At 68.0% G+C, this 21,303-nt stretch carries 19 protein-coding genes and 2 pseudogenes; 12 read left to right on the top strand and 9 right to left on the bottom strand.

Annotation, left to right across the window (positions count from 1 at the left end; all coding sequences use genetic code 11):
* Window positions 1-236: 236 nt before the first annotated feature.
* The 4 genes and pseudogenes from ACFWFI_RS03470 to ACFWFI_RS03455 all read right to left on the bottom strand — a co-directional run bounded on the left by ACFWFI_RS03470 (window position 237) and on the right by ACFWFI_RS03455 (window position 2,687).
* Window positions 237-825 (bottom strand): annotated as a pseudogene (locus ACFWFI_RS03470) (malonic semialdehyde reductase).
* 102 nt (window positions 826-927) lie between these two features.
* On the bottom strand, window positions 928-1,089 hold the full coding sequence (locus ACFWFI_RS03465; RefSeq protein ID WP_387384906.1) for an ACT domain-containing protein: 162 nt from the start codon (window positions 1,087-1,089) through the stop codon (window positions 928-930).
* A gap of 79 nt (window positions 1,090-1,168) precedes the next feature.
* Window positions 1,169-1,561: pseudogene (locus ACFWFI_RS03460) on the bottom strand (thioesterase domain-containing protein); the annotation flags it as partial.
* A 115-nt stretch (window positions 1,562-1,676) separates the two neighbouring features.
* On the bottom strand, window positions 1,677-2,687 hold the full coding sequence (locus tag ACFWFI_RS03455) for an AraC family transcriptional regulator (protein ID WP_387384904.1): 1,011 nt from the start codon (window positions 2,685-2,687) through the stop codon (window positions 1,677-1,679).
* A 67-nt stretch (window positions 2,688-2,754) separates the two neighbouring features.
* Between ACFWFI_RS03455 and ACFWFI_RS03450 the strand changes: the two genes are divergently transcribed.
* Window positions 2,755-4,002: an MFS transporter gene (locus ACFWFI_RS03450; protein WP_387384902.1), complete on the top strand. Its 1,248-nt coding sequence runs from the start codon at window positions 2,755-2,757 to the stop codon at window positions 4,000-4,002.
* Window positions 4,003-4,551: 549 nt separating this feature from the next.
* Here the strand turns inward: ACFWFI_RS03450 and ACFWFI_RS03445 are convergent.
* The 3 genes from ACFWFI_RS03445 to ACFWFI_RS03435 form a co-directional block, all read right to left on the bottom strand.
* Window positions 4,552-5,220 carry a hypothetical protein gene (locus ACFWFI_RS03445; RefSeq protein ID WP_387384900.1) on the bottom strand — a complete coding sequence of 223 codons (669 nt, stop codon included), beginning with the start codon at window positions 5,218-5,220 and terminating at the stop codon, window positions 4,552-4,554.
* 813 nt (window positions 5,221-6,033) lie between these two features.
* Window positions 6,034-6,393: a hypothetical protein gene (locus ACFWFI_RS03440; RefSeq protein ID WP_387384898.1), complete on the bottom strand. Its 360-nt coding sequence runs from the start codon at window positions 6,391-6,393 to the stop codon at window positions 6,034-6,036.
* Window positions 6,394-7,672: 1,279 nt separating this feature from the next.
* Complete coding sequence (locus ACFWFI_RS03435) at window positions 7,673-8,245, bottom strand: TetR/AcrR family transcriptional regulator (protein ID WP_387384896.1); 573 nt, start codon at window positions 8,243-8,245, stop codon at window positions 7,673-7,675.
* Between the two features lie 93 nt (window positions 8,246-8,338).
* On the opposite strand from ACFWFI_RS03435, the gene ACFWFI_RS03430 reads away from it, so the two are divergent.
* A complete protein-coding gene (locus ACFWFI_RS03430; protein WP_387384894.1) occupies window positions 8,339-9,169 on the top strand; it encodes an oxidoreductase in 831 nt (276 codons plus the stop codon).
* A gap of 66 nt (window positions 9,170-9,235) precedes the next feature.
* Here the strand turns inward: ACFWFI_RS03430 and ACFWFI_RS03425 are convergent, their stop codons facing one another.
* Together ACFWFI_RS03425 and ACFWFI_RS03420 are read right to left on the bottom strand one after the other, a co-directional pair.
* A complete protein-coding gene (locus ACFWFI_RS03425; protein ID WP_387384983.1) occupies window positions 9,236-9,505 on the bottom strand; it encodes an amidohydrolase family protein in 270 nt (89 codons plus the stop codon).
* A gap of 12 nt (window positions 9,506-9,517) precedes the next feature.
* Window positions 9,518-10,285 (bottom strand): dienelactone hydrolase family protein, encoded by a 768-nt coding sequence (locus tag ACFWFI_RS03420; protein WP_387384892.1) that lies wholly within the window; start codon window positions 10,283-10,285, stop codon window positions 9,518-9,520.
* 210 nt (window positions 10,286-10,495) lie between these two features.
* Here ACFWFI_RS03420 and ACFWFI_RS03415 point away from each other — a divergent pair, with 210 nt between their 5' ends.
* The 10 genes from ACFWFI_RS03415 to ACFWFI_RS03370 all read left to right on the top strand — a co-directional run bounded on the left by ACFWFI_RS03415 (window position 10,496) and on the right by ACFWFI_RS03370 (window position 21,113).
* Window positions 10,496-10,729 carry a hypothetical protein gene (locus ACFWFI_RS03415; RefSeq protein ID WP_387384891.1) on the top strand — a complete coding sequence of 78 codons (234 nt, stop codon included), beginning with the start codon at window positions 10,496-10,498 and terminating at the stop codon, window positions 10,727-10,729.
* A 277-nt stretch (window positions 10,730-11,006) separates the two neighbouring features.
* Window positions 11,007-11,294 (top strand): transposase, encoded by a 288-nt coding sequence (locus tag ACFWFI_RS03410; protein WP_387384889.1) that lies wholly within the window; start codon window positions 11,007-11,009, stop codon window positions 11,292-11,294.
* A 92-nt stretch (window positions 11,295-11,386) separates the two neighbouring features.
* On the top strand, window positions 11,387-11,749 hold the full coding sequence (locus tag ACFWFI_RS03405; RefSeq protein WP_387384981.1) for a MarR family winged helix-turn-helix transcriptional regulator: 363 nt from the start codon (window positions 11,387-11,389) through the stop codon (window positions 11,747-11,749).
* Entirely contained in the window at window positions 11,746-13,179 is a 1,434-nt protein-coding gene (locus tag ACFWFI_RS03400) for an MFS transporter (protein WP_387384887.1), read from the top strand. The genes ACFWFI_RS03405 and ACFWFI_RS03400 overlap by 4 nt, the downstream gene beginning before the upstream one ends.
* A 33-nt stretch (window positions 13,180-13,212) precedes the next feature.
* Window positions 13,213-13,506 (top strand): DUF1330 domain-containing protein, encoded by a 294-nt coding sequence (locus tag ACFWFI_RS03395; protein WP_387384885.1) that lies wholly within the window; start codon window positions 13,213-13,215, stop codon window positions 13,504-13,506.
* A gap of 159 nt (window positions 13,507-13,665) precedes the next feature.
* The gene (locus tag ACFWFI_RS03390; protein WP_387384883.1) at window positions 13,666-13,950 is read left to right on the top strand and encodes a hypothetical protein; all 285 of its coding nucleotides are present in this window, start codon (window positions 13,666-13,668) and stop codon (window positions 13,948-13,950) included.
* Window positions 13,892-14,590: a hypothetical protein gene (locus ACFWFI_RS03385; RefSeq protein ID WP_387384881.1), complete on the top strand. Its 699-nt coding sequence runs from the start codon at window positions 13,892-13,894 to the stop codon at window positions 14,588-14,590. The genes ACFWFI_RS03390 and ACFWFI_RS03385 overlap by 59 nt, the downstream gene beginning before the upstream one ends.
* Before the next feature lie 338 nt (window positions 14,591-14,928).
* Entirely contained in the window at window positions 14,929-15,957 is a 1,029-nt protein-coding gene (locus ACFWFI_RS03380) for a helix-turn-helix domain-containing protein (protein ID WP_387384878.1), read from the top strand.
* A gap of 312 nt (window positions 15,958-16,269) precedes the next feature.
* A complete protein-coding gene (locus ACFWFI_RS03375; protein WP_387384875.1) occupies window positions 16,270-19,659 on the top strand; it encodes a S8 family peptidase in 3,390 nt (1,129 codons plus the stop codon).
* A 269-nt stretch (window positions 19,660-19,928) separates the two neighbouring features.
* Window positions 19,929-21,113 (top strand): PP2C family serine/threonine-protein phosphatase, encoded by a 1,185-nt coding sequence (locus ACFWFI_RS03370; protein WP_387384873.1) that lies wholly within the window; start codon window positions 19,929-19,931, stop codon window positions 21,111-21,113.
* Window positions 21,114-21,303: the final 190 nt, after the last annotated feature.

Here is a 21,303-nt window from a genome sequence, read left to right as displayed (position 1 = left end):
TTCGAAGAAGCCGCCCAGTGACGCTTACAGCAACGGCGCCTCCTCCCCTCTCAAGGAGGGGAAGGAAAGCAGGTACTTTCGATGCCCGCGCACTCCGCCCAATCAGGGCCGACCCAGCGGGCACGGGGAGCAGGTGTAGCGCGCCCCTTCCGGGTGGCAGGCTTTGGGACCATCCATCCCCACAGACGCACGAAGCCCAGTCCGAGGACGCCAACTCCAGTGCGCCCAATGTCTTGTCAGACGCTCCTGAACACCTCGTCGTACGCCAGGCGGGGTGCGCGGGGCCGAAAGGCGTCCGGGCCCGGGCGGCCGACATTCGCCACGACCAGCGCGGTGTTGCCCGCCGGGGAAGAACTCCTCGGTGACGGCCTTGGCGTCGAAGCCCGCCATGGGGTCCACGGCGAGGCCGGCGGCCCGTGCTCCCACGAAGAAGTAAGCGATTTAGAGGGAGGCGTTGACCACGGCGGTGTCGTGCCACATGGACTCGTCGGCGAACAAGTCACGGGCGATCGGTGCGTGCGGTGCGACTTCGGACAGCTTCTCGTGGAATTCGAGGTCGGCGGCGAGGACGACGACGAGCTGAGCCTGGCGCACCTTGGGTTGGTTGCCGGGTGACATCCACTCGACGAGTCGTGCGCGTGCCTCGTCGCTGCGGATCAGGACGGCGCGCAGTGGCTGGCTGTTGAGCGAGGTCGGAGCGTTCTTGATCAGCTCGTGGATGGCGGTGACCTGGTCGTCGGTCACCGACTCGTCGGTGTATGTGTGTGCGGTGTGGGCCTTCTTGAAGAGAAGGTCCTGCGCGTCGGTGGCGAGTGTGGGAGTCATAGCGTTTCACCTCGTGTAGGAGAGCTGTTCGGTGTGGCGCGCGGGTAGCTGCCGAGAAAGATGATTAGGCCTTTGCGTCGGCGTAGGGCCGCGACAACTGAATTAACGGGGCTCGTCTATATGGCCCTCGAATTCGAGGAGGTAGGAGTAGTCGCCGAAGCCGGCGCCGTTGGGCCTGGAGAGCACCGATGTCAACGGCACGGATGTGCGGACGAACTCATGGAGTACGTCGTGGAGGTCGATCACCTTACCCACCAGCGGCACGAGCAGGGTGCTGCGGTCCGCGCCCGTCGGCATGGACTTCGTATTGTGTGGGACCTTCACGAATCGGGTCACCGCATCCGCTGCCGAGGAAGTCGACCCGCTCGCCCTCGGCCTCCAGAATCTTGGCGATCTCGAAGGCCACGGCCGAGCCGAAGGAGTAGCCGGCCAGCGCGCACGGTCCGTGCGGCTGCTTTTCGCGGATGGCGGCGGCGTAGGTACGGGCCATTTCATCGAAGGACTCGAAGGGCTTCTCGCCGGAGTTGAAGCCGCGCGCCCGCAGCGCGTAGAAGGGCCGCTCCTGTACGAAGTGCTTGGCCAGGTTGACGAAGACCGGAACTTCGCCGACGCCCGGGTGGACGCAGAACAGCGGCGTCTTCTCGCCGCCGGTCTGCAGAGGGACGATCGGGTCGTACACGGCAGGGCCGGTGTCCTGGCCCACCGCGATCCGCTTGGCCAGCTCGCGGACGCTCGGTGTCGCCCCGATCACACCAGCCGCACCACCCGGTACAGGGTCCGCACTTCGCGGCTCATGCCGGTGGGTGTCGGGTCGGTCAGCGCCTGGCGTAGGGAAGCAGCCCCCTCCTTCGTCAGGCGTCTGTGAGCGTGGGGGCATTTCGGCTCGCGCCGGGCGGCTGGCCGGTGATGCGTTTGAAGGCACGGCTGAAGGCGGCTTGAGAGGCATAGCCGAGACGTTCCGCCACTGCCTGGATCGGCAAGGTGTCCTGGGCCAGCCACTGGCTGGCGAGGATCATCCGCAGTTCGGTGGCGTAGCGGAGGGGTGACATACCGATCGTGGACTGAAAGTGCCGCGCGAACACCGAGCGTGAGATATTGCACTCCGCCGCCAGCTCCGCCACAGTCCACTGGCGGCCCGGTTGCCGGTGCAGAGCCAGGATGGCGCGAGCCAGCCGAGGGTCACGCAATGCCGCCGCGAGGCCGGCGGTGTTCTCGCAGCCGCATTCCACCCAGCCTCGCACGACCATCGCCGCCGCCACTTCCGCGAGGCGCGCAAGAATCCCGGCGAATCCCACGCGTGCGGCACACACCTCATGCTTCATCGACGCGAGAACAGGCAGAAGTCCGGGATACCGCTTCCCCGCGGCGTCAACCAGAATGATGTCGGGCATGAGCTGGCTGAGTCCCTGCATCCCGCCAAGGTCAAGTTCCATGCAGCCGTGGAAGAAGATGGCGCTGGGCGTGGGATCGGTGCTCGGGCAGGCATTCACGTCACCCACCGCGCCATCGAGAGGGGTGGCGCCGAAGTCATCTATGCCCCGCACCGGAAGGTCCGGGTGGGAGAGCAGCTGATGCGCTCCGCCGTGCGGAATGAACACGACGCTGCCGGCCGAGAGCTCGTGCAGGGTTCCGTCCTCGGTGCGTATCAACGCGGACCCCACCGCGAGGAAGTGGAAATAGGCGCGTCCTGGCTTGGCGTCAAAACGGAGACCGAACCGTGGCCCTAGATGGATGCGGTGGTACCGGACACCGCGCAGTCGCATGCTGATCAGCAGCTCGCTGATGAGGTCGGAAGACAGAGCGAAGGGCCCGTAGGCCGCACCGCCAGGAGTATCGGTCAAAGATTGCGTACGTTCTGTCATAGATCATCCTGAAGCTCGCGCTTAGTCTTGACAAAACACTTTCACGCGAACTGGAGGATGTAAACAGATGAGCAGCGATATGTCCGATGCCCGGCCGAATGCGAGCCGTGAGGACGCGGACTACAGGAAGGTGGTGCCGCCCGAACCGGCCTCGTCTTCTTGGTCAGCGGTGCTCTCGCTGGCGATGGGTGTTTTCGCGTTGCTGACCGCAGAGTATCTACCGGCCAGCCTGTTGACTCCCATGGCTGCTGATCTGGGGGTGTCGAAAGGCCTTGTGGGGCAGGCAGTGACTGTCACGGCAGTGGCAGCTGTGCTCTCCGGGTTGCTGACGGCAAGCCTGACCCGGAGAGTCGACCGGCGGAAGTTGCTGCTCGGCTTCACCATTTTGATGATCGTGTCCAACCTGCTCGTTGCTATGGCTTCCAGCCTGGCCGTGCTTCTGGTGATGCGGATACTTTTGGGAATCGCGCTGGGTGGTTTCTGGAGCTTGGCGGCGGCAGTAGCCATGCGCCTCGTGCGGGCGGCGCTGGTTCCCCGTGCCGTATCGATCATCTTCAGTGGCATTGCGGTGGCGACCATCGTGGCGGTGCCACTCGGCAGCTACCTTGGCGAGGTGTCCGGCTGGCGCAGCGCCTTCGTGGCGGCGACCGCACTCGGCTTGGTGGCGTTGGTCTTCCAGCTGTTCACCGTGCCTTCGATGGCACCCCACGACACTGCGCGACTGGGCACACTGTGGACAGTGCTGCGGCGTCCAGGATTCGCGGTGGGACTCGCGGGCATGGTGCTGGTTCACATCGGGCACTATGCGCTGTTCACCTATGTCCGGCCCGCTTTGGAGGACGTAGCCAAGGCCGATGTCAACGAGCTGGCGATGCTGCTGTTCGTCTTCGGCGTGGCGAACTTCGTCGGCACACTGTTCGCCGGGTGGCTTCTGGAACGCAGCCTGCGCCTGACGCTGACGCTGATGCCGGCACTGATGGGCGTCGCGGCACTGAGCTTGGCGCTGATTCCCGTCGGTCAGGCCGGGTACGTGGCGCTGGTGGCCCTGTGGGGTATGGCTTTTGGTGGTGTTTCGGTGGCTTGGTCGAACTGGGCCACTCGTATGGTGCCAGACCAAGCAGAGAGCGCGGGCGGTCTCGTGGTGGTGGGTGTGCAGTCTGCCATCGCCGCCGGTGCTGCCGCCGGCGGCGCACTGTTCGGCATTGGCGGCGTCGTCACGGTATTCACCATCTCCGGAGTGGTGTTGCTCGCCTCCGCGCTGCTGATCGTGCTGCGGGTCAAGGCGCCCCAGCACCGCGCAGAGGCTCAGTCCTGAAAGATCCTGTCGACGGCGCGACGACGTGCCCGTAGCTGGCGTACACCCTGTGGGCGGCGTTGCGACACTAGTAGTGCTTGGTCATGTTGGTGGGGGGTCTGGCATGTCGCGGTGACAGGTGGGGCAGGCGCCGGTCCAGGTCGCGAGGAGTGTCCCGTCGTCGTCCTCGTCGATCCAGTGCTTGAAGCTGTCGCGTTCGTATCCGGCTCGCCTTTCGACCCCCGGCCGGGATCTTCGCGATGGCGTCCACGAGCGACAGACCACCTTCGGCGGGGCCGCCACCGACCGCACCAGACGGTGCTGCGGCCGAGGCGTCCAGCCGCCGCGGACGGCTTCGCGTCACCTTCGTCAGCGAGCTGCGGGTTGCACCCGGCCAGCAAGACAGCGAGCAATGCGGCGGCGATCGGCAGGGTTCGGCGACGGTTCGCTGACGGGCTCCCGGTGCTGGGCACTCATGCTCCCAAGGCCGCACCTCGCATGACAGAAGGTCATATGCGCTGGTCGTAACCACTGACAAAGGGCGCGGCGGCGCTCGCGTCAGAGGCGAAGTCACCAGTCAACGTGGGTGCTGATCCAAGCGGTCAGGCCGTCTTCGTCGTCATCGGGCGGGAGGCCGGGGCCGCAGGTAAGGGGCGTGAGGGAAAGCTGCAGGTGGGTGAGGTAGGCGTAGGGGCCGTTGTCGGCAGCCGGCCCGAGGACCACAGCGTGGGTGGGGGTGCGCCAGATGCGGTGGGTCAGGGGCGGCCCGGTGACAACGGCTGCGGACGACAGCAGCGTCCTTTCCGGACCGGACCCGAGGTGTTCGGTCACTGCCTGTGCCGCCTGGGTGAGAACGGCCTCGCACTCCTGGTCTGTGCACGCCCGGCGGCCACTCCAGCCGGGCAGCTGCTGCCAGTCGTCCATGACTTCGTACAGCCAGGGGCCGTTGGCCATGCTGTCGTCGTCCGGATCAACGGGATACATCTCGCCGAAGACAAGGAAGCGCCGCGCGTCAGGGCGGCCGAACGGGTCATAGCCTTCCGTGCACAGGACGTGTCCGTATCCGGTCCTGACGGAGTCGCAGACCAGCTCGTGTTCCCAGCTCCATCCGCGCTGCTGCATCTCCACAGCCATCGCGTCGTCGGTGTCCAGGACGGGAACAGTCGCCAGGGCAACGAACTCAGCGACCACTGCTGTGGTCAACGGCAGGTGTGCGAGCGCATGTACGGATATCGGCATACGGGCACTCTAGGAGAGGCAGAGGAGCGAGGAAGAACTACCGCGCTTGTACCGTCCGCCGAAGACCCGATCGAGTTCAAGCATTGGTTCTGACCGTCACGGGCAGGCAGGTGCGCAGGCCCGGAGTTCGGTGGCTTCGGTCAGGAGGCCGGTGTCGGAGCGGTGGATGCCCAGGGACTGGTCGGCGTGGAGCCGTGATCCGCACAAGGCGCATTCCCATCCCTTGGCTTGGGCGAAGGTCAGCCGGGTCAGGTCCAAGCGCGAATCACGGGCTTCGTCCGGGGGGCTGTTCAGGAGGGATTCCGGGCGCAGGGTGGGGTGTCGACGAGGGGCTGCTGGCGGGGGTGAGCCAGTAGGGCCCGGGTGGTCTCTGCTTGTGCCGGGCCGGCAGGAACACCTGGGACCCCTCGCCGAGCACCGCGGCCGGGGCCATTGCGTTCCAGGAGCCGGTAGTTCCGGGCGACACCAGATGCTGCGGGCCCTTGGATTCACGATGACCGGCACGACCTGATGGTCGAGACGCTCGATGGCCTGCAGGCCCAGGAAGCGCGGCACGCGAATCGCGTCCCAGTCCTCACCTGCCGGGGTCATTGCGCGGTGCGTGGGCGATGGCTACAGCCACGATTTCCCGGTCGAGGACTTGGTGCAGGCGTACTGCCCACAGGCGCTGCAGTGTGTTCCGGGTCATCCCGGCAGCCGCCCACAGGTCAGCAACTCACCACGGGGCCCTCCCACCGGGGGAAACGCACACGGCCTTTGCTAGCTGTCATCAAAGCAATTTTGTTGGCACCGAGATCGAAGCCGCCGGACCGCTCATGGCCTGGCCCGTGTGTGCAGGGCCAGCGCGCAGGCAAGCGCGAGCACGCCCGATCCGACCAGCGCGAGCGTGCCTGGGGAGCTGATCACTCGGTACGGGCCGATGGCCAGTACAGAGCGCCGCGCCTGGATGGACAGCGCACTTCCGGTGCTCTGAATGGACCCCAGCGACACCAGGGACATGGCGGAGCCGATCGAGCCGACGGACATCGAAGAGCCGATGGACCCGATGGATAGCGCGCTGCCAACCGAACCGATGGACAGCACGGACCCCACGGAGCCGATCGACAGGAATGAGTCCTTCGACCACAAGGAGAGCGAGGAACCCCCGACCGGTCGGGAGTAATTATTCACCATGGGGGTCATTGTGCCGCGAGAGGGCCCAAGACCGGCATAGCACGTGACAACGGCCTCGCCGAATTCTCGCCGGTTACAAGCAGCGTGCGGATCCCATGACAACAAGCCTGCCTCGCCGAGGCGGAACCGCAGGTCAACGTAGCCCCTGGCGACACCAATCATGCTTCGGCACGGCCGCGAAACCGCAGTGCCCTTCAGAGGCCTGAAACGGCGTCGCTCCCCGCCCCGGTCGCGCCGAGGGCGCCGGGGCCGGCCGGGGCGTGGCGATCGGCTGGAACCCAATCGTTCTAAGGCTGAACGAAGGCGTTCACTGATCCCCGGTCCCGCGCGGCCAGCATTGACCCGCTCACCTTCGGCGGCAACATCACCCAGACCGCGACCGGTTCCTACCGCCTCGCCTCGGCCAAAGCCCAAGTGGAGCAAGCAGCCGGCTGAGAGACCGAGGACCTGCACCACGAGGCGCTGCCGGCATCCCAGGACCTGCGTCATGGGGCGCTGACGAGGCACCAGCTTCGATGTTCCGCAGCAGTTCGCCGTCATCGTCATAGAGCTCAAGGCTGAACCGTAGGCCGAACCTGGACAGCAGCGCTGCCAGATCCTCGAACCGTTGAGGATCAACAACCCCGTTCAGAAGCGTGTTCTTGTCGGTCGGGTCGACCTCGATGCAACACCAGCTGGTCTCGACCTCATACGACTCCCACGAAGCCGCTCTCAAGCTCCAGCCTGCCCCGATGAAGTGCTCGGCCACCAACCTGGCGCTCGGGGCCCCTGCCAGGCCACCACACACATTGTTGTTGATCTCAAGCCATACGGGATCGAGCCGCTGGCCCTCATCCGATAGGTCCACAACTGAAGTATGAAGCAGCCCCCACAACCCGTGACCGCACACGCCTTCGACCATCGGCATGGCCAGCTCCCAGCTCCGGCCGATGGAACGACCGAGAAACGGAGCGACCCACATGTGGTACATGGACGTGACGTTGGTTCGACGCCGACAGCGAGGCCCATCGGATCCCGGGACCATACCTGCACGCGCGGGAGCAGGCTCAGTGACCCGCAGGTCTATCCGTCCTCAGGCGGTTCGTCGAGCACTTTCACCCACTCGGACTTCGGGGGTATTCCACTACCCGCCGTCCGCTGCGAGTTCAGGATTCCCGAAGGCCCTCTCGTGAGCGAACTCGCACTTGTAGGCAGTGGCTTTGTCCACGAGTTGCGAGAAACGACAGTGCTTGGGTGGCCTGCTGCCGAACGCTTCACGGGTGCCCGAGCATCCCGGTCCTCAGTCTGAAGGGCGGGCTTGGGTGGTCAGTCCTGGAACGACGAGGGTGAGCCAGCGTGCGCGGGCGACGGGGAGTTGTTCGGTGGGGGCGGTGGAGAACAGCAGGTAGATGTCGTTGACGGTGACGTCGGGGTTGACGTCACCGTCGGCCTGTCCGGTGCGGATCAAGGCGGCTACGGCTTTGCCCGCGCGGTCCTCGTCGGCACGGTCGCCGGGCTCGGTGCCGAGGGCCTGGGCGGCGGCTTTGACGGCGCGGTCGGTCACGGACGCCTCAATGACGCGGCCGAGGAAAGCGGTCAGCTCGTCCAGCGCGCGGGCGCCGGCGGTGACGCGTGCGAGTGCAGCCTCGGCGTCGTCGGCGACGCGGGCGACGTACTCGGCGACGACGGCCGCGACCAGGTCGGTCTTGGTGGGGAAGTGCCGGTACAGGGTGCCCACGGCCACGCCCGCGGCGGCGGCTATCTCGTCCATGCCGACGTCCGGGCCGTGTGCGGTGATCTGCTCGCCGGCCGCGACGAGGATTCTCTTGCGGTTGCGGACCGCGTCGGCGCGCGGCGCCCTGGCCTGGGTCATGAGACGCGTCAGCCCTTTCCATTTGCACAAAGATGAACCATGGCTCATGATAGATAGTGAACCAAGGTTCATCCTAGTCGTAAGGAATTAGCCATGCCCGCCAAGACCGCCCTCGTAACCGGTGCGTCGTCCGGCATCGGCGAGGCCACCGCCCTGAAACTGCAGCAGCTCGGCTACACCGTGTACGGAGCCGCCCGCCGCACCGACCGCCTCCAAGAGCTCGCCGACCGCGGCATCCGCCCGCTGCCGATGGACGTCACCGACGACGACTCCATGCGCACCGGCGTGGACCGCATCACCGCCGAGACCGGCCGCATCGACGTCCTGGTCAATAACGCCGGCTACGGCTCCTACGGCGCCCTCGAGGACGTCCCCCTGGACGAGGCCCGCTACCAGTTCGAGGTCAACGTCTTCGGCGCCCTGCGCCTGACCCAGCTCGTCCTGCCCCACATGCGCGCCCAGCGCTCCGGGACCGTCGTCAACGTCACCTCAATGGGCGGCAAGATCTATACACCGCTCGGCGGCTGGTACCACGGAACAAAATTCGCCCTCGAAGCCCTGAGCGACTGCCTGCGCCTTGAGGCCAAGCCCTTCGGCATCGACGTCGTCGTCATCGAACCCGGCGGCATCGCCACCGAGTGGGGCGCCATCGCCGCCGACAAGCTGGGGAAATCTTCCGGCGACGGCCCCTACTCCACCCAGGCCACCGCCGTGGCCCACTCGCTGCGCTCCGAGGCCAACGCCAAACGCAACTCCCCGCCCAACGTCATCGCCGACGCCATCGGCAAGGCCGTTACCGCCCGCCGCCCCAATACCCGCTACGCCACCGGCTTCGGCGCACGCCCGCTTATCGCCCTGCGCCGCATCCTCCCGGACCGCGCCTTCGACGCACTCATCTCCCGCGCCGTCGGCCTGCCCCGCTGAGCGAACCGGGGGTGCCCGCTACGCGCCGGGCGCTGTTGGATCTCGTCCGGCGCTGACCCGGCGAGGTTAGAGACTGAAGATTCGTCGTGCGTTGCCGGACAGGAACAACTCAGCGGCTTCCTCGTCGAGGCCCAGTTCACCGATGTGTTCCAGCGCCCGGCTTGGGGTGATCATGGGGTATCTGGTGCCGAACGGCACCTTCCTGCGGCCCCGGCCGCGCAAGTAGTCGATGAGCTCGGGCGGGTAGCGGCGGGCGGTGTAGGCGCTGGTGTCGATGTAGACGCCTGCGTGCTTGTCGGCCACCGCGATCATCTCCGTAGTCCACGGGTAGCCGATGTGTCCGCGCTGTCAGTACCCGGGGCCAGCATGCCTACCTGGGTCATGACTCAGATCCTCCGTCACGGGCAGGCACTCGGCGAGCAGGTCGACGACGTCGCGCCAGGCTCGCTGCGCGTGCCGTGGGTGGTAGCCGACGCCGGGGACCACGCGGTGGCCGACCGGCGGGTGGTGGAAGGCGTGCAAGGCGCCGCCGTAGACCGCGAGGCGCCAGTCGACGCCCGCGGCCTGCATCTCAGCGGTGAACGCGTTCCGTTGCGCGGGCGGCATGATCGGGTCTTCCGACCCGACCCCGGCCCACACCGGGCAGCGAATGCGCGCCGCCTCGCCCGGTCGGCCCGTGGTCAGTGCGTTGACTGTCCCGATCGCGCGCAGGTTGACGCCGTCGCGCCCGAGTTCCAGTCCGACGGCACCCCCTGTGCCATAGCCGACGGCGGCGATCCGGTCGGGGTCGGTCCGCGGTTCGGTGCGCAACACATCGAGCGCCGCATGGCCGATGCCTCGCATCCGGTCGGGATCAGCGAGCAGCGGCAGGCAACGGGCCAGCATCTCCTCGGGGTCGCCCAAATAGCGCCCGCCATGAAGGTCGAAGGCCAGCGCTACATATCCCAGCTCGGCGAGAGCATCGGCCCGGCGGCGCTCGACGTCGCTGAGCCCCATGCCTTCTGGTCCGAGCAGCACCGCGGGCCGGCGGTCGACGCCGGCCGGGAGCGCGAGGTGCCCGATCATCGTCAAACCGTCGGCCGGATACTCGACCGTACGCGTCGTAATCGTCGTCATGAGACTGGACTGTAGTGATCGTCGAGCCCGGTCCGGCCGGTGTTCTGCCGCTGGCAGAACGGCGCGGGTATCCCTCTGAAATACGGCGAGGGCCCACAAGAACCATCACAAACCCCGCCCCCACGGCAGCACTGTCGGATCACCTGCCCGGGCCACGGCGTTGGAGGCTGACCCTCGCAGCAGGTTTCTGGGGTATACCGGCCCGCTCCCGTGAAGGGCGTCACCAGCTGGTTCCCTCACGGCTCAGGCAGCCTGGCCGAGACCGGCGGCGGTCAGGTCCTGCTCGCGCAGCGGGGTGAAGCCGACGTCGAGTTTCGGGTCGTACGCCTCGGGCTGGGTGCCGAGTTCGTGGGTGCTGTACTCGCCGAACCGGTTGATGTGTTCGGTCAGGTACGGCGAGATGTGCGCCAGGTCTTCCGGGTCGGACTCTGTCGGGAATCTTGAGGACGGAAAGTCGACGATCGTGACGTTGCGTCAGGCTTGTGGGAGCGTTCTGCCCATGCCCCCAGGAGCCTGATATGCCCCTCCAGCCCCGTCCCGGAGCCGAGATCCCGGCGCTGACCGTGCGGGTCGCCCGGGCCAGCAACCCCCACGGCACGCACCACTGCGATGTGGATCCGCGACCACCTCGACGGCCTGTTCAGCGACGAGGACTTCACCGCCTGGTACCCGCGCGACGGCCCGCCCCGGGCTCTCGCCCGCGCAGCTGGCCACCGTCTGCGTGCTGCAGTACGCGCTGAACCTGTCGGACCGTCAGGCCGCCGAGGCGGTGCGCTGCCGCATCGACTGCAAGTACGCCCTAGGCCTGGAGCTGGAAGACCCCGGCTTCCACCACAGCGTGCTGTCCGACTTCCGCGACCGGCTCGCCGAGGGCGACCGCGCCGACCGGCTGCTGGGCCTGGCACTGACCCGGATCCGGCGGGCCGGCCTGCTCAAGGGGCGTGCCGCCCGCACCAGTCGAGCCATTTCCATAAACTATGAATATAAAAACGCTATGCTTCGAGCATGAGTCGTCAAGACACCGCCCCTGGCGCGTCCGCCGCCATCGGGGCAGTCCTCTACAGCCTGGCCACCAGGGCCGCGAGACGTCTGCCCCGGGACATGAGCCTGACGTCCGCCGCCACCCTGGCCACCCTGGACCGGACCGGCCCGCGGCGCATCACCGATCTGGCCGCGGTCGAGGGCGTCACCCAGCCCGCGATGACCACCCTGGTCCGGGTGATGGAGGAGTCCGGCCTGGTCGAGCGGCGGGGCGACGCGTCCGACAAGCGGGTCACGCTGGTGTGCCTGACCGAGGCCGGCGCCTCCTATGTCCGGACGCGGCGCCAGGCGGGCGTCCACGCGTTCGAGCGGTTGATCGGCGAGCTCACCGGCGACGAGGTCGAGGCGCTGGTGGCGGCCCTTCCGGCGCTGAAGCATCTGACAGAGCTCGAAAGCAAGGACCGCGAAGGGCCGAAGCAGTGACCGGGCAGCCGGTCGGCGGGGTCGCGGTGAAGGCGTTCCCGATGGCGCGTTCCGAGGCGCGGCTGCTGGTCCCCGCCCTGATGTTCATCGCTCTGGTCGTGGCGGCGGTCGCCAGCCTCGGGACGCCGCTCATCACCAGCGTGGCGACCTCGTTCCACGTCTCGCTCGGCAGCGCGCAGTGGACGCTGACCGTCGCGCTGCTCAGTGGCGCCGTCGCCACGCCGGTCCTGGGCCGGCTCGGAGCCGGCCCGCACCGGCGGGCCACGATCCTCGCCACGCTGGCGGTCGTCGTCGCCGGCAGCGCGCTCACCGTGCTGCCGCTGCCGTTCGCGTGGCTGCTGGCCGGCAGGGCGGCCCAGGGCGTCGGGCTCGGGCTGACGGCGCTGATGATGGGCGTGGCCCGGGACCACCTCCCCGAGGAGCGCAGCGCGGCCGTGATCGCCCTGATCTCGGTGGTCTCGATCATCGGGGCCGGCGTCGGCTACCCGCTGGCCGCACTGCTCGCCGAGCTCGGCGGGGTACGGGCCGCCTACGGCCTCGGCCTGGTCGTCACCGCCGCCGCCCTCCTGATCGCGTGGCGCTCCATGCCCGAAGCCCCCGAAGGCCGCTCCGCCCACGTGGACGTGGCAGGCGCGGTCGTCCTGGCCGCTGCGCTGCTCCTGGTGCTGTTCCTCGCCGGCGAACGGAATCTGTGGAGCCGGCACCTCGCCGTGGCGGCGGGCCTCGCCGTCGTCGCGGTGGTGCTGCTCTGCGTCTGGGCCGTCATCGAGCTGCGCAGCACGACGCCCCTGATCAATGTGCGGGCGATGCGGCACCCGGCGGTAGCCGGGGCGAACCTCGCCATGTTCGTCGGCGGGATCGGCATGTACCTCCTGCTCACACTCATCACCCGGTACGCGCAGACGCCGCACGGCGCCGGCTACGGCTTCGGGCTGACGACCTTCGTCGCCGGGCTGGTCCTCATCCCGTTCTCGGTGCTGGGGTTCGTCGCCGGCAAGCTCACGCCGCGGGTCCAGACGCGGATCACCGACCCCCTGCTCCTGGCCGGCAGCGCCGTCGTGGTCGGCGGCGGGTTCGCCCTGTTCGCGGCGGCCCGGTCGGACCTGGCCGAACTGTTCGCGGCGATGGGCGTGCTCGGCTTCGGCGTCGGCGGCTTCTCGGCCGCGATGCCCGGCGTCATCCTGGCCGTCACCCCCAAGAGCGAGACGTCGAGCGCCATGAGCTTCAACTACGTCGTCCGCAGCGTCGGGTACTCCCTGGGCAGCGCCATCGGCGGCCTGATCCTCACCGCGGGCACCGGCCCCGGCCACCTCTTCCCCGACGACAGCGCCTACACCACCGCGGCGCTGGTCGGCATCGGCGCCATGGCGATCACGACGCTGACAAGCCTCACTCTCGCCCGCCGACGCTCGTCCGAGACCAACCCGTAAGTCAGATGCACTCATCACAACACTGGAGGTTCCATGCCCAAGGGCTACTGGGTCAGCGCCTACCGCACCATTTCAGACCCTGAGAAGCTGGCTGCTTACAACAAGCTGGCCGGTCCGGCCGTCGCGGCCGGGGGCGGCCGTGTCCTCGTCCGTGGCGGTCGGGTCGTGGCGCACGACGCCGGAATCGCCGAGCGCACCGTCCTGATCGAGTTCGACACCTTCGAGCAGGCCGTCGCGGCGCACGAGAGCGCGGCCTACCAGGAGGCGCTGGTCGCCCTCTCCGACGGCGTCGAGCGCGACTTCCGCATCGTCGAAGGCATCTACTGACCGAGGTCCAGTCGGATCTTCACGACCTGGGCCCCGTACGACGGCCGTCGCATGAAGGGCAGCAGGATTCTGGGGTATATCGGCCCGCTCCCGTGAAGGGCGTCACCAGCTAGGGTCTTTCGTTTGGATCACAGCGGGGTCGAGTGATGACGGTGGGTCATGGGTGGCACCCTGGATCGACGACCTGGAACCGACGTCACCGAGCACGGCCTGCGGCATCTGCTCAATGAGTGGGATCCGATCGGCGTCGCAGACTATGTGCAGGATGAGTACGCCTGCATGCTCGCCCCGCTGTTCCAGCAGCTCCGGGAAGGCGCCGACCAGGCGGAGATCGGCAATTTCCTGCGGCACGAGTTGGAGGATCACTTCGAACGGAGTGTGATCGATGACCGCCCCCACTTCTGCTGCCGCTCTTGGCCGGCTGGCATCGCGCACCTTCGCTGACGACGAGCCGTTCTACACGGCCATGCCCGGGCAGCTTCCTGGAGTCCAGGGGCCGGTGTTCGGGCGTGTCGACGAGTGTCCCTGCGACTGCCTCAGGCGCCCGGCGAACCGAAAGCCGCATGAGTGGAAGTGCTCCTTCCCGCTTGACCCCGTCTGGAACCTGCGGGCGCGGGAGGTCGCGTTCTGCATGCTCAACCCTCACCACCGAGCACTGAGGGACGCGGAAATCTTCCCTGGCCGGAAGATCTGGAGTCCGGCCACAGTCCGCAAGGAGTGCATCTGCCTGGTGACCTTGGGCGCCTGGGCGGTCAAGGAAGGCATGCCGGATGACCTGCAGATGTGGGCGACCGAAGACTGGCAGGGTTACATCGAGCACCGGACCTGGTCGGTACGCAGTGCGGTCGGCGCGGTACGGCGCTTGGTGCGGTTCTCAGTATTTCTGACTGGCGCCGGCGTGCTGGAGGACCCCTGGCCGGGGAAGACGGACAGCGAGGTGGCCAAGCTCGCTGCCAGCGACAACCTGTCCACGCCGTCGATTCCGCCGAGGTCTGGTGGCCGCTGCTGCGGGCGGCCTGGGCCTACATCGACCGATTCTCCGCAGGCATCCTGGAGCGGCGAGACCGTGAGACGGACCGGTTGACGATGCAGGCTCCGTCGCCGCGTCGTCTGGGAGCGGGCACCACCAACTCGCAGTTGCAGCAGTGGCTCGCTGATCCCGCGAACCTGGTCCCCCTCAAATGGCACCCCGGCACATGCGGCAGTGTTCGCGGTGAGGCGGTGGGTGGTCAGGCAGCCAGCCGGTGGGCGACTTGGGCCGGGGGAGCGCAATGCACACGCGGCAAGCGGGCCCACGGCCAGGCATGACAAGCAGCAGCCAATCGGGACACGCTGACGCTGGGATACCGTTCGGATGCAGCTGCTCGGTCCGCCCGAGCGGCGTCAAGGGCCGAACACGGCGGTCGCCGGAGGGGGAACCGGATGCTGCAGGTACTGGGATTGGGGCCGGCTGAGGAGGCCATCTACAGCGCACTTCTGGCCCGCCCGACGGCCTCTGCGCAGGACCTCGCCCGGCAGACCGGCCTGGAGCCGACCGAGAGTACTCGCATCCTGCTCGACCTGGCGGCACGTGGCCTGGTCGCGCTCGCCACCGAGGCCGAGAGCGGGGCACCTGACTCGCCTGACTGCGAGGCCGGCCGCGGACCCGCCCGCTACCGGCTCACACCTCCCTCGGTGGCCCTGGCTCCACTCCTCGTCGAACAACGCAATGCGCTGCACCGGGCCGAGGCCGCGTATTCGATGCTGACCGAGCAGTACCGAAGTACAGCGGCACATGCTGCCGGCAGTGTCGTGGAGGTGGTCGTCGGCGTGGAACAGGTCGCGCACCGTTTCCACCAACTGCAGCGGGGTGCCCAGCAGGAGTTGCTTGTCTTCCTCATAGGCGCGCCTATCGCGGTACCGCGCGAGGATGCCGACATGTCGGAGAGTTCCGCGTTGGACCGCGGCGTCGACTTCCGGGTTGTGGCTGCCAAGGACTACCTGGACGACCTCGATGTGGCGAGGGATCTGCGGGCGGCCATCTCGGCGGGCCTCGAGCTTCGCGTGGTCGATTCGTTGCCGCTGAAGATGATCGTGTCGGACCGGGATCGTGCCATGGTGCCATTGGACGTGGCGGGCTCCGACGGCGTGCCGAGCGCCATTGTGGTGCACCGTAGCGGGTTGCTGACGGCCCTGGTTCATCTCTTCGAGAGGGAGTGGGTGCACGCCCGACCGCTGCACACGACCGCTACAGGTGTGCGCGTCGAGGAGACAGCAGATCCGCAGCCGACGGAAGGCGAACTGGAAGTCCTCTCCCTACTCCTGGCAGGGATCTCCGACCGCCGAGCCGCCTCTCAACTCGGCCTCTCCATACGCACCGTGGAGCGGCGGACACGCCGTCTGATGGACCTCGCAGGGGCGGACTCGCGCCTACAACTCGGATGGTACGCGGCACGCGCCGACTGGCTCTGATGTCCCTTCGCTGGACGTCCACCGGCCCGGCAGCTCGCGGCCGGGAGGATCGGACAAGGCTTGGCCTGCCGCTGAACCGGATTGGGAATGTGCTCGTGCTCGCCCCTTCGGCAGGATCCACAGGGCGGCCATCGCCCTGGAGGAGGACACGGATCGCCTCTCCCCCCGGGGCCAACGAGCCGACACATGTGACCGCGTGACGGGTATCCGACATGCGGGAAACCCGCCACGCATGGCGCCCCTGTGGCATCCGCGTGTCTGCCAGGCTGCGGCGTCAGCACAGTTTGTCCACGGGACCAAGTGGGGAGATTCATGCGTTCCATAACGCGTATAGCCTTGGGAGCGGCAAGCGCCGCCGCCCTCGCTGTCACTGCGGTGACACCTTCCGGGGCGGCGGATACGCCGCCTGACGGGGCCTCGGGGAAGCGCCCGCTCGTCGGCAGCGAGGCCGGGCCGAAGGGCGGCAAGCAGGTCACCGTCACGCTCGTCACCGGCGAAAAGGTGGCGGTGATCACGGACGTCTCGGGCCGCAGGTCGGCAGCCGTGCTGCCCCGCGAGGACGGCACACAGCCGATGTTCCAGACCCGGCAGATGGGCGAGGACCTCTACGTCTACCCCGAGTCCGCCTCCGGGGCACTCGCCGAGGGCAAGGTCGACGAACAGTTGTTCAACGTCACGGGCCTCATCCGCCAGGGCTACGACGACGCACACACCGACTCACTGCCGCTCATCGCCACCTACAACGAGCGTGTGAACGTCGCCGACGGCGCACCGGCAGCCCCTCGCGGTTCCGAGCGGGGCCTGAGCCTTCCCGCAGTGGGCGGCGTCGCGCTGAAGGCGGACAAGGACACGGCGGTCGACTTCTGGCAGGACATCAGCAACCCCCGCTCACGTTCCGCCTCCGCGCTGAAGAAGCTGTGGCTGGACGGCAAGGTCGAGGCAACACTGGACCGGTCCACCGCCCAGGTGCACGCGCCGGAGGCATGGGCAGCCGGCTACGACGGCAAGGGCACCAAAGTCGCCGTGCTGGACACGGGCGTGGATGCCGAGCACCCGGACCTGGTGAACCAGGTCGCCGCGACCAAGAACTTCACGGACGCCGCGAACACGGACGACCTGGTGGGCCATGGCACTCACACCGCCTCCACGGCCGGCGGGTCCGGAGCGGCCAGTGACGGCCGCAAGAAGGGTGTCGCGCCAGGGACTTCCCTGCTCATCGGCAAGGTCCTCAACGACGAGGGTTACGGCCTGGACTCCTGGATCATCGCGGGCATGCAGTGGGCCGTGGACCAGAAGGCAGACGTCGTCTCCATGAGCCTGGGCAACTCCACGGTGGGCGACTGCACCGACCCGGTGGCCCAAGCCACGGAGCAGCTCTCGCAGAACAAGCACACACTGTTCGTCGTCGCTGCCGGCAACACGGGACCGAAGAGCGAGACCGTCTCTTCCCCCGGCTGCGTGCCGAGCGTTCTGACAGTCGGCGCCGTCGACCGCGACGACACCACCGCGTCCTTCTCCAGCCGCGGTCCCGTGGCCGTCACCCACACGCTCAAGCCCGAGCTCTCCGCCCCCGGCGTCGACATCTCGGCGGCCAGCGCGGGCGGTCGCGGCGTCTACGCCTACCGGACGATGTCCGGCACCTCCATGGCCACCCCGCACGTCGCGGGCGCCGCTGCCGTCGTCCGCCAGGCTCACCCGGACTGGACCGCGCAGCAGATCAAGGCTGCCCTGGTGTCGTCCGCCCGCACCGACGGCAAGGTCGCCGGCGCCGACGAGACCGGCGGCGGGGTCCTCGACGTGCTCGGGGCGGTGAACCAAGAGGTGCTATCCGCGCCCGCCGTCCAGGCCGGCAGCTACAACTGGCCGCAGGACGCATCGGACCGCACCACCGTGAAGGTGCCCTTCACCAACACCGACGACAGCGATGTCACCCTGAACCTGAAGGTCAGCGGTGTGCACGGCAACGACGGCAGCGAAGTCCGCTCCGGTGTGATCAGGGTGGAGAACGGCAAGGTGAGAGTCCCCGCAGGGGCCACCGCCCAGGTGCCGCTTCGGATCGACCCCACCGCCCGCCTCAAGGACGCCCAATACGGTGCGGTCACCGGCCGGATCATGGCCACCGGCGGTGGAGTGCACGTCTCCGTGCCCGTCACGCTCTACGTCCAGCCGGAGACGGTCACGCTCCGGGTCAAGGTCATCGACCGCAACGGCAAGCCCGCGACGGGCCCATCCTCCCTGGACCTGGTCAGCCTCGACACCAACACGGGCGAGCGCCGCAGCAACTCGGGGGCGGCCGACCAGACGTACCGCGTTCGCCCGGGCGACTATGCCCTCAGCACCTTCGTGGCGTCGTACGACGCGGACAACGCACCCGAATCGGTCAGCTACCTGGCCAAGCCGCAGCTGAGGATCACCAGTGACGCCACCGTTGTCCTCGACGCCCGCAAGGCCCACCGACTGAGCCTGCGCACCGACCGTCCCTCGGCGGTGGACAACACCACGTTCAGCTACGCCCGCACGTGGGACGACACCTGGCAGCTCTCGGGATCGATCACGGCCGACGGCACGGTCGGCAAGTTCTATGCGGACGTCGACGGACGGGCAAAGGACGGCACCTTCGAGTTCCGGCCCACCTGGCGTGCGTCCGGCTCCGAGGACGGCTCGCCGTACGTCTACAACCTGTCGTTCCCGACCCCCGGCCCGCTGAACTCCGACCAGGTCTACAGGCCGAAGGACTCCCGGCTGGCCCAGGTCCGCGAGACGTGGAAGGCCATGGGCAAGGAAGGCGACTACCTCGACGCCATGTTCCTCCGGCCCTCCGGGAGCACCAACTCCCACATCCCCGTCAGCCCGTACGGCGATGTCCATGTGCCCACCACCCGGACCGCCTACTACAGCACCGGCGAGGACGCCTGGTACCACGGCGCGATGACCAGCTTCCCGTTCGCCGCGTTCATGAGTGACCAGCCGCGCACCTACCGGCCCGGACAGCGGAGTACCGAGGAGTGGTACGGCGGCCCCATGAGCCCCGTCGCCCCTCGGGACGACGAGGGCAAGCCGATGCTGGCCGCCGAACGGCAGGGTGACATGATCGGCATCCAGACGGCACTCTGGGCCGACGGATCCGACGCGCACTGGTCCTACGGCGGGTCGTTCGGCGACCTGGGCAACCTGGCTCTGAAGCGCAACGGTGAGCAGATCGCCAGCAGCGCCTGGCCCTACGACGCGTTCCGGGTGCCGGACGAGGACTCCGCGTACGAACTCACGCAGCGCCTCCAGAAGATCCCGTCCTCGGACAAGAACTGGCTGCGCTCCATGGCCGTCACCACCACGTGGAGCTTCCGCTCCCACCGGGAGCCCGACGTCTACTCCCGCGGACTGCCGATCCTCTTCCCGAGGTACGACGTGCCGTTGGACACCATGAACACCCTGCCGGCCAGGGGCGGCATTGAGGTCGGCCTGTCGGTCGAGGGCCATGCCGGATACACCCCGGGCACGATCACGGCCGCCTCGCTGTCCTACTCCTACGACGGCGGCGACACCTGGACCAAGGCGCCGACCGAGCAGCGGAACGGCAAGTGGACGGCCGTCGTCGATCACACCGGCGCCGCCGGTAAGCAGGTCATGACCAAGGCCACGTTTACCGACACCAACGACAACGCGGTTACCCAGACCATCACCCGCGCCTACGACGTCCGGTAGCCGCTCTCACCCACACACATGCCGGCCGGACGGTCTCCCGCAAGGGACGGCCGACCGGCCGGCAAGACGCCATGGGTTGTGCCGGAGTGTCACACAAGAGGCCGCAGACGGCAGCAAATCTCCGGAATCGCCCAGGTGGACGCACTTCAGTTCCAAGACGGCCAGCCTCCCTCCGGCGTTCCAGACAGATTGGATCATCGAAGCCGCTCGTCTGTCGCGACGTTCGGCCTTGGCACCGTCCGATCACACGGCCACTGGAGGATGCTCGAATGTTCCGTTCGTTGCGTGCGGCGCCGATCCCCGTGCGGGGCCGTCCGGACCGGGACGACGGCACCTCGATCCGCACGCCCCCCACGCGCGCTGTCGTACTGGTGACGGTCGCGGCGACGGTGGTGACGATCGTCCTGGGCACGGTGACCGGGACCGCCGTGCTCCTGCTGGGGCTGTTGGTGTTTCTCCCCGCGTTCGCCGCAGCGCTGTGCACCCCACGCCAGACGGCGCTGGTCTCCGCCTGGGTGAGTGTCGTCGTCATCGTGCCCGTGGCCCTGTCCGAGGAGCAGGTCGCCGACCGGGTGATCCTGGCCCTGTTCGCCCTCGGCTTCGGGGCGCTGGCCGTCTACGGATCCTGGCTGCGCATCACACGCGAGGGGGCGCTGGTAAGTCTGCGGTCGACCGCTGCCGCGATGCAGCGGCAGATCCTGCGTCCGCTGCCGCTGCTCACGGACGATGTACTCGTGGACGGCGTGTACGAGCCGGTGCAGCAGGACAAACTCGTCGGGGGCGACATCTACGACGTGGCGGCCACCCCGTGGGGTACCCGGGTACTGATCGGCGACGTCCAGGGCAAGGGACTCGCCGCCATCGGCATGGCCATCGACGTGGTCGGGGCCTTCCGTGAAGCCGCTCACCGCGAACCAACGGTGACCGCGCTCGTGGACTCGCTCGAGGCGGCGGTGGTCCGCCACAACGGCTACGCGGAACAGCGCGGCGAGCCGGAACGATTCGTCACCGCCGTCGTCCTGGGGGTGGACACCGGCTCCGAGGCACAGCTCGTCACGTGCGGCCACATCCCTCCCTACCTGCTGCACAACGGGGCCGTCACCGCTGTGGGCGCCGGGACGGAGCATGCGCCGCTCGGCCTGGCAGACCTCGTCGCCGAGCCGCGCACGGTGTCCTGGTTCCCGTTCCCCGCCGGGGCGACGCTGCTGCTGTGCACCGACGGTCTCACCGAGGCCCGCTCCCCCGCGGGCACTTTCTATCCGCTTGAGGAACACCTTGCCGGCCGCGTCGACATCACCGCGGGTCGGCTCACCGATTCACTCGTCGCCGATGTTCACTCCTTCACAGAGGGCGCGCAGCAGGACGACTTGGCGGTACTCGCCTTGCGCCGCTCGCCGCACCGGATCAGCGGAACAGGGGCGTCGTCGTCTCTCGGAACGGCTCCGGCCGCATGAACCGCCCAATCCGCTCCGGAGCACTGAAGCTTCCGAGTACCGGAGCCAGGTACGTCTCTCGCGTGTAGACGCACCTCGCAGCTGTGCCCATGCGCCCAGTGCAAGGACCCGGTACTCAGATGCCTACTCCTTCTCGCATCCGGCTAGCGCGCCGAGCAAGCAACAGCGGCACCGCCGGTTCCGTGACACC

The organism is Streptomyces sp. NPDC060209, assembly GCF_042728155.1.
GTDB lineage: Bacteria > Actinomycetota > Actinomycetes > Streptomycetales > Streptomycetaceae > Streptomyces.
The sequence above is the reverse complement of the archived record's forward strand: the minus strand, read 5'-3'. Positions and strand labels throughout refer to the sequence as shown.

Excerpts from the sequence above, each read along its gene's own strand:
- ACFWFI_RS03435 (WP_387384896.1), bottom strand. The coding sequence starts at position 8,245 with ATGACCCAGGCCAGGGCGCCGCGCGCCGACGCGGTCCGCAACCGCAAG.
- ACFWFI_RS03440 (WP_387384898.1), bottom strand. The coding sequence starts at position 6,393 with ATGGTGAATAATTACTCCCGACCGGTCGGGGGTTCCTCGCTCTCCTTG.
- ACFWFI_RS03445 (WP_387384900.1), bottom strand. The coding sequence starts at position 5,220 with ATGCCGATATCCGTACATGCGCTCGCACACCTGCCGTTGACCACAGCA.
- ACFWFI_RS03420 (WP_387384892.1), bottom strand. The coding sequence starts at position 10,285 with ATGACGACGATTACGACGCGTACGGTCGAGTATCCGGCCGACGGTTTG.
- ACFWFI_RS03405 (WP_387384981.1), top strand. The coding sequence starts at position 11,387 with ATGAGCCTGACGTCCGCCGCCACCCTGGCCACCCTGGACCGGACCGGC.
- ACFWFI_RS03430 (WP_387384894.1), top strand. The coding sequence starts at position 8,339 with ATGCCCGCCAAGACCGCCCTCGTAACCGGTGCGTCGTCCGGCATCGGC.
- ACFWFI_RS03385 (WP_387384881.1), top strand. The coding sequence starts at position 13,892 with ATGACCGCCCCCACTTCTGCTGCCGCTCTTGGCCGGCTGGCATCGCGC.
- ACFWFI_RS03455 (WP_387384904.1), bottom strand. The coding sequence starts at position 2,687 with ATGACAGAACGTACGCAATCTTTGACCGATACTCCTGGCGGTGCGGCC.
- ACFWFI_RS03375 (WP_387384875.1), top strand. The coding sequence starts at position 16,270 with ATGCGTTCCATAACGCGTATAGCCTTGGGAGCGGCAAGCGCCGCCGCC.
- ACFWFI_RS03450 (WP_387384902.1), top strand. The coding sequence starts at position 2,755 with ATGAGCAGCGATATGTCCGATGCCCGGCCGAATGCGAGCCGTGAGGAC.
- ACFWFI_RS03380 (WP_387384878.1), top strand. The coding sequence starts at position 14,929 with ATGCTGCAGGTACTGGGATTGGGGCCGGCTGAGGAGGCCATCTACAGC.
- ACFWFI_RS03395 (WP_387384885.1), top strand. The coding sequence starts at position 13,213 with ATGCCCAAGGGCTACTGGGTCAGCGCCTACCGCACCATTTCAGACCCT.
- ACFWFI_RS03390 (WP_387384883.1), top strand. The coding sequence starts at position 13,666 with ATGGGTGGCACCCTGGATCGACGACCTGGAACCGACGTCACCGAGCAC.
- ACFWFI_RS03370 (WP_387384873.1), top strand. The coding sequence starts at position 19,929 with ATGTTCCGTTCGTTGCGTGCGGCGCCGATCCCCGTGCGGGGCCGTCCG.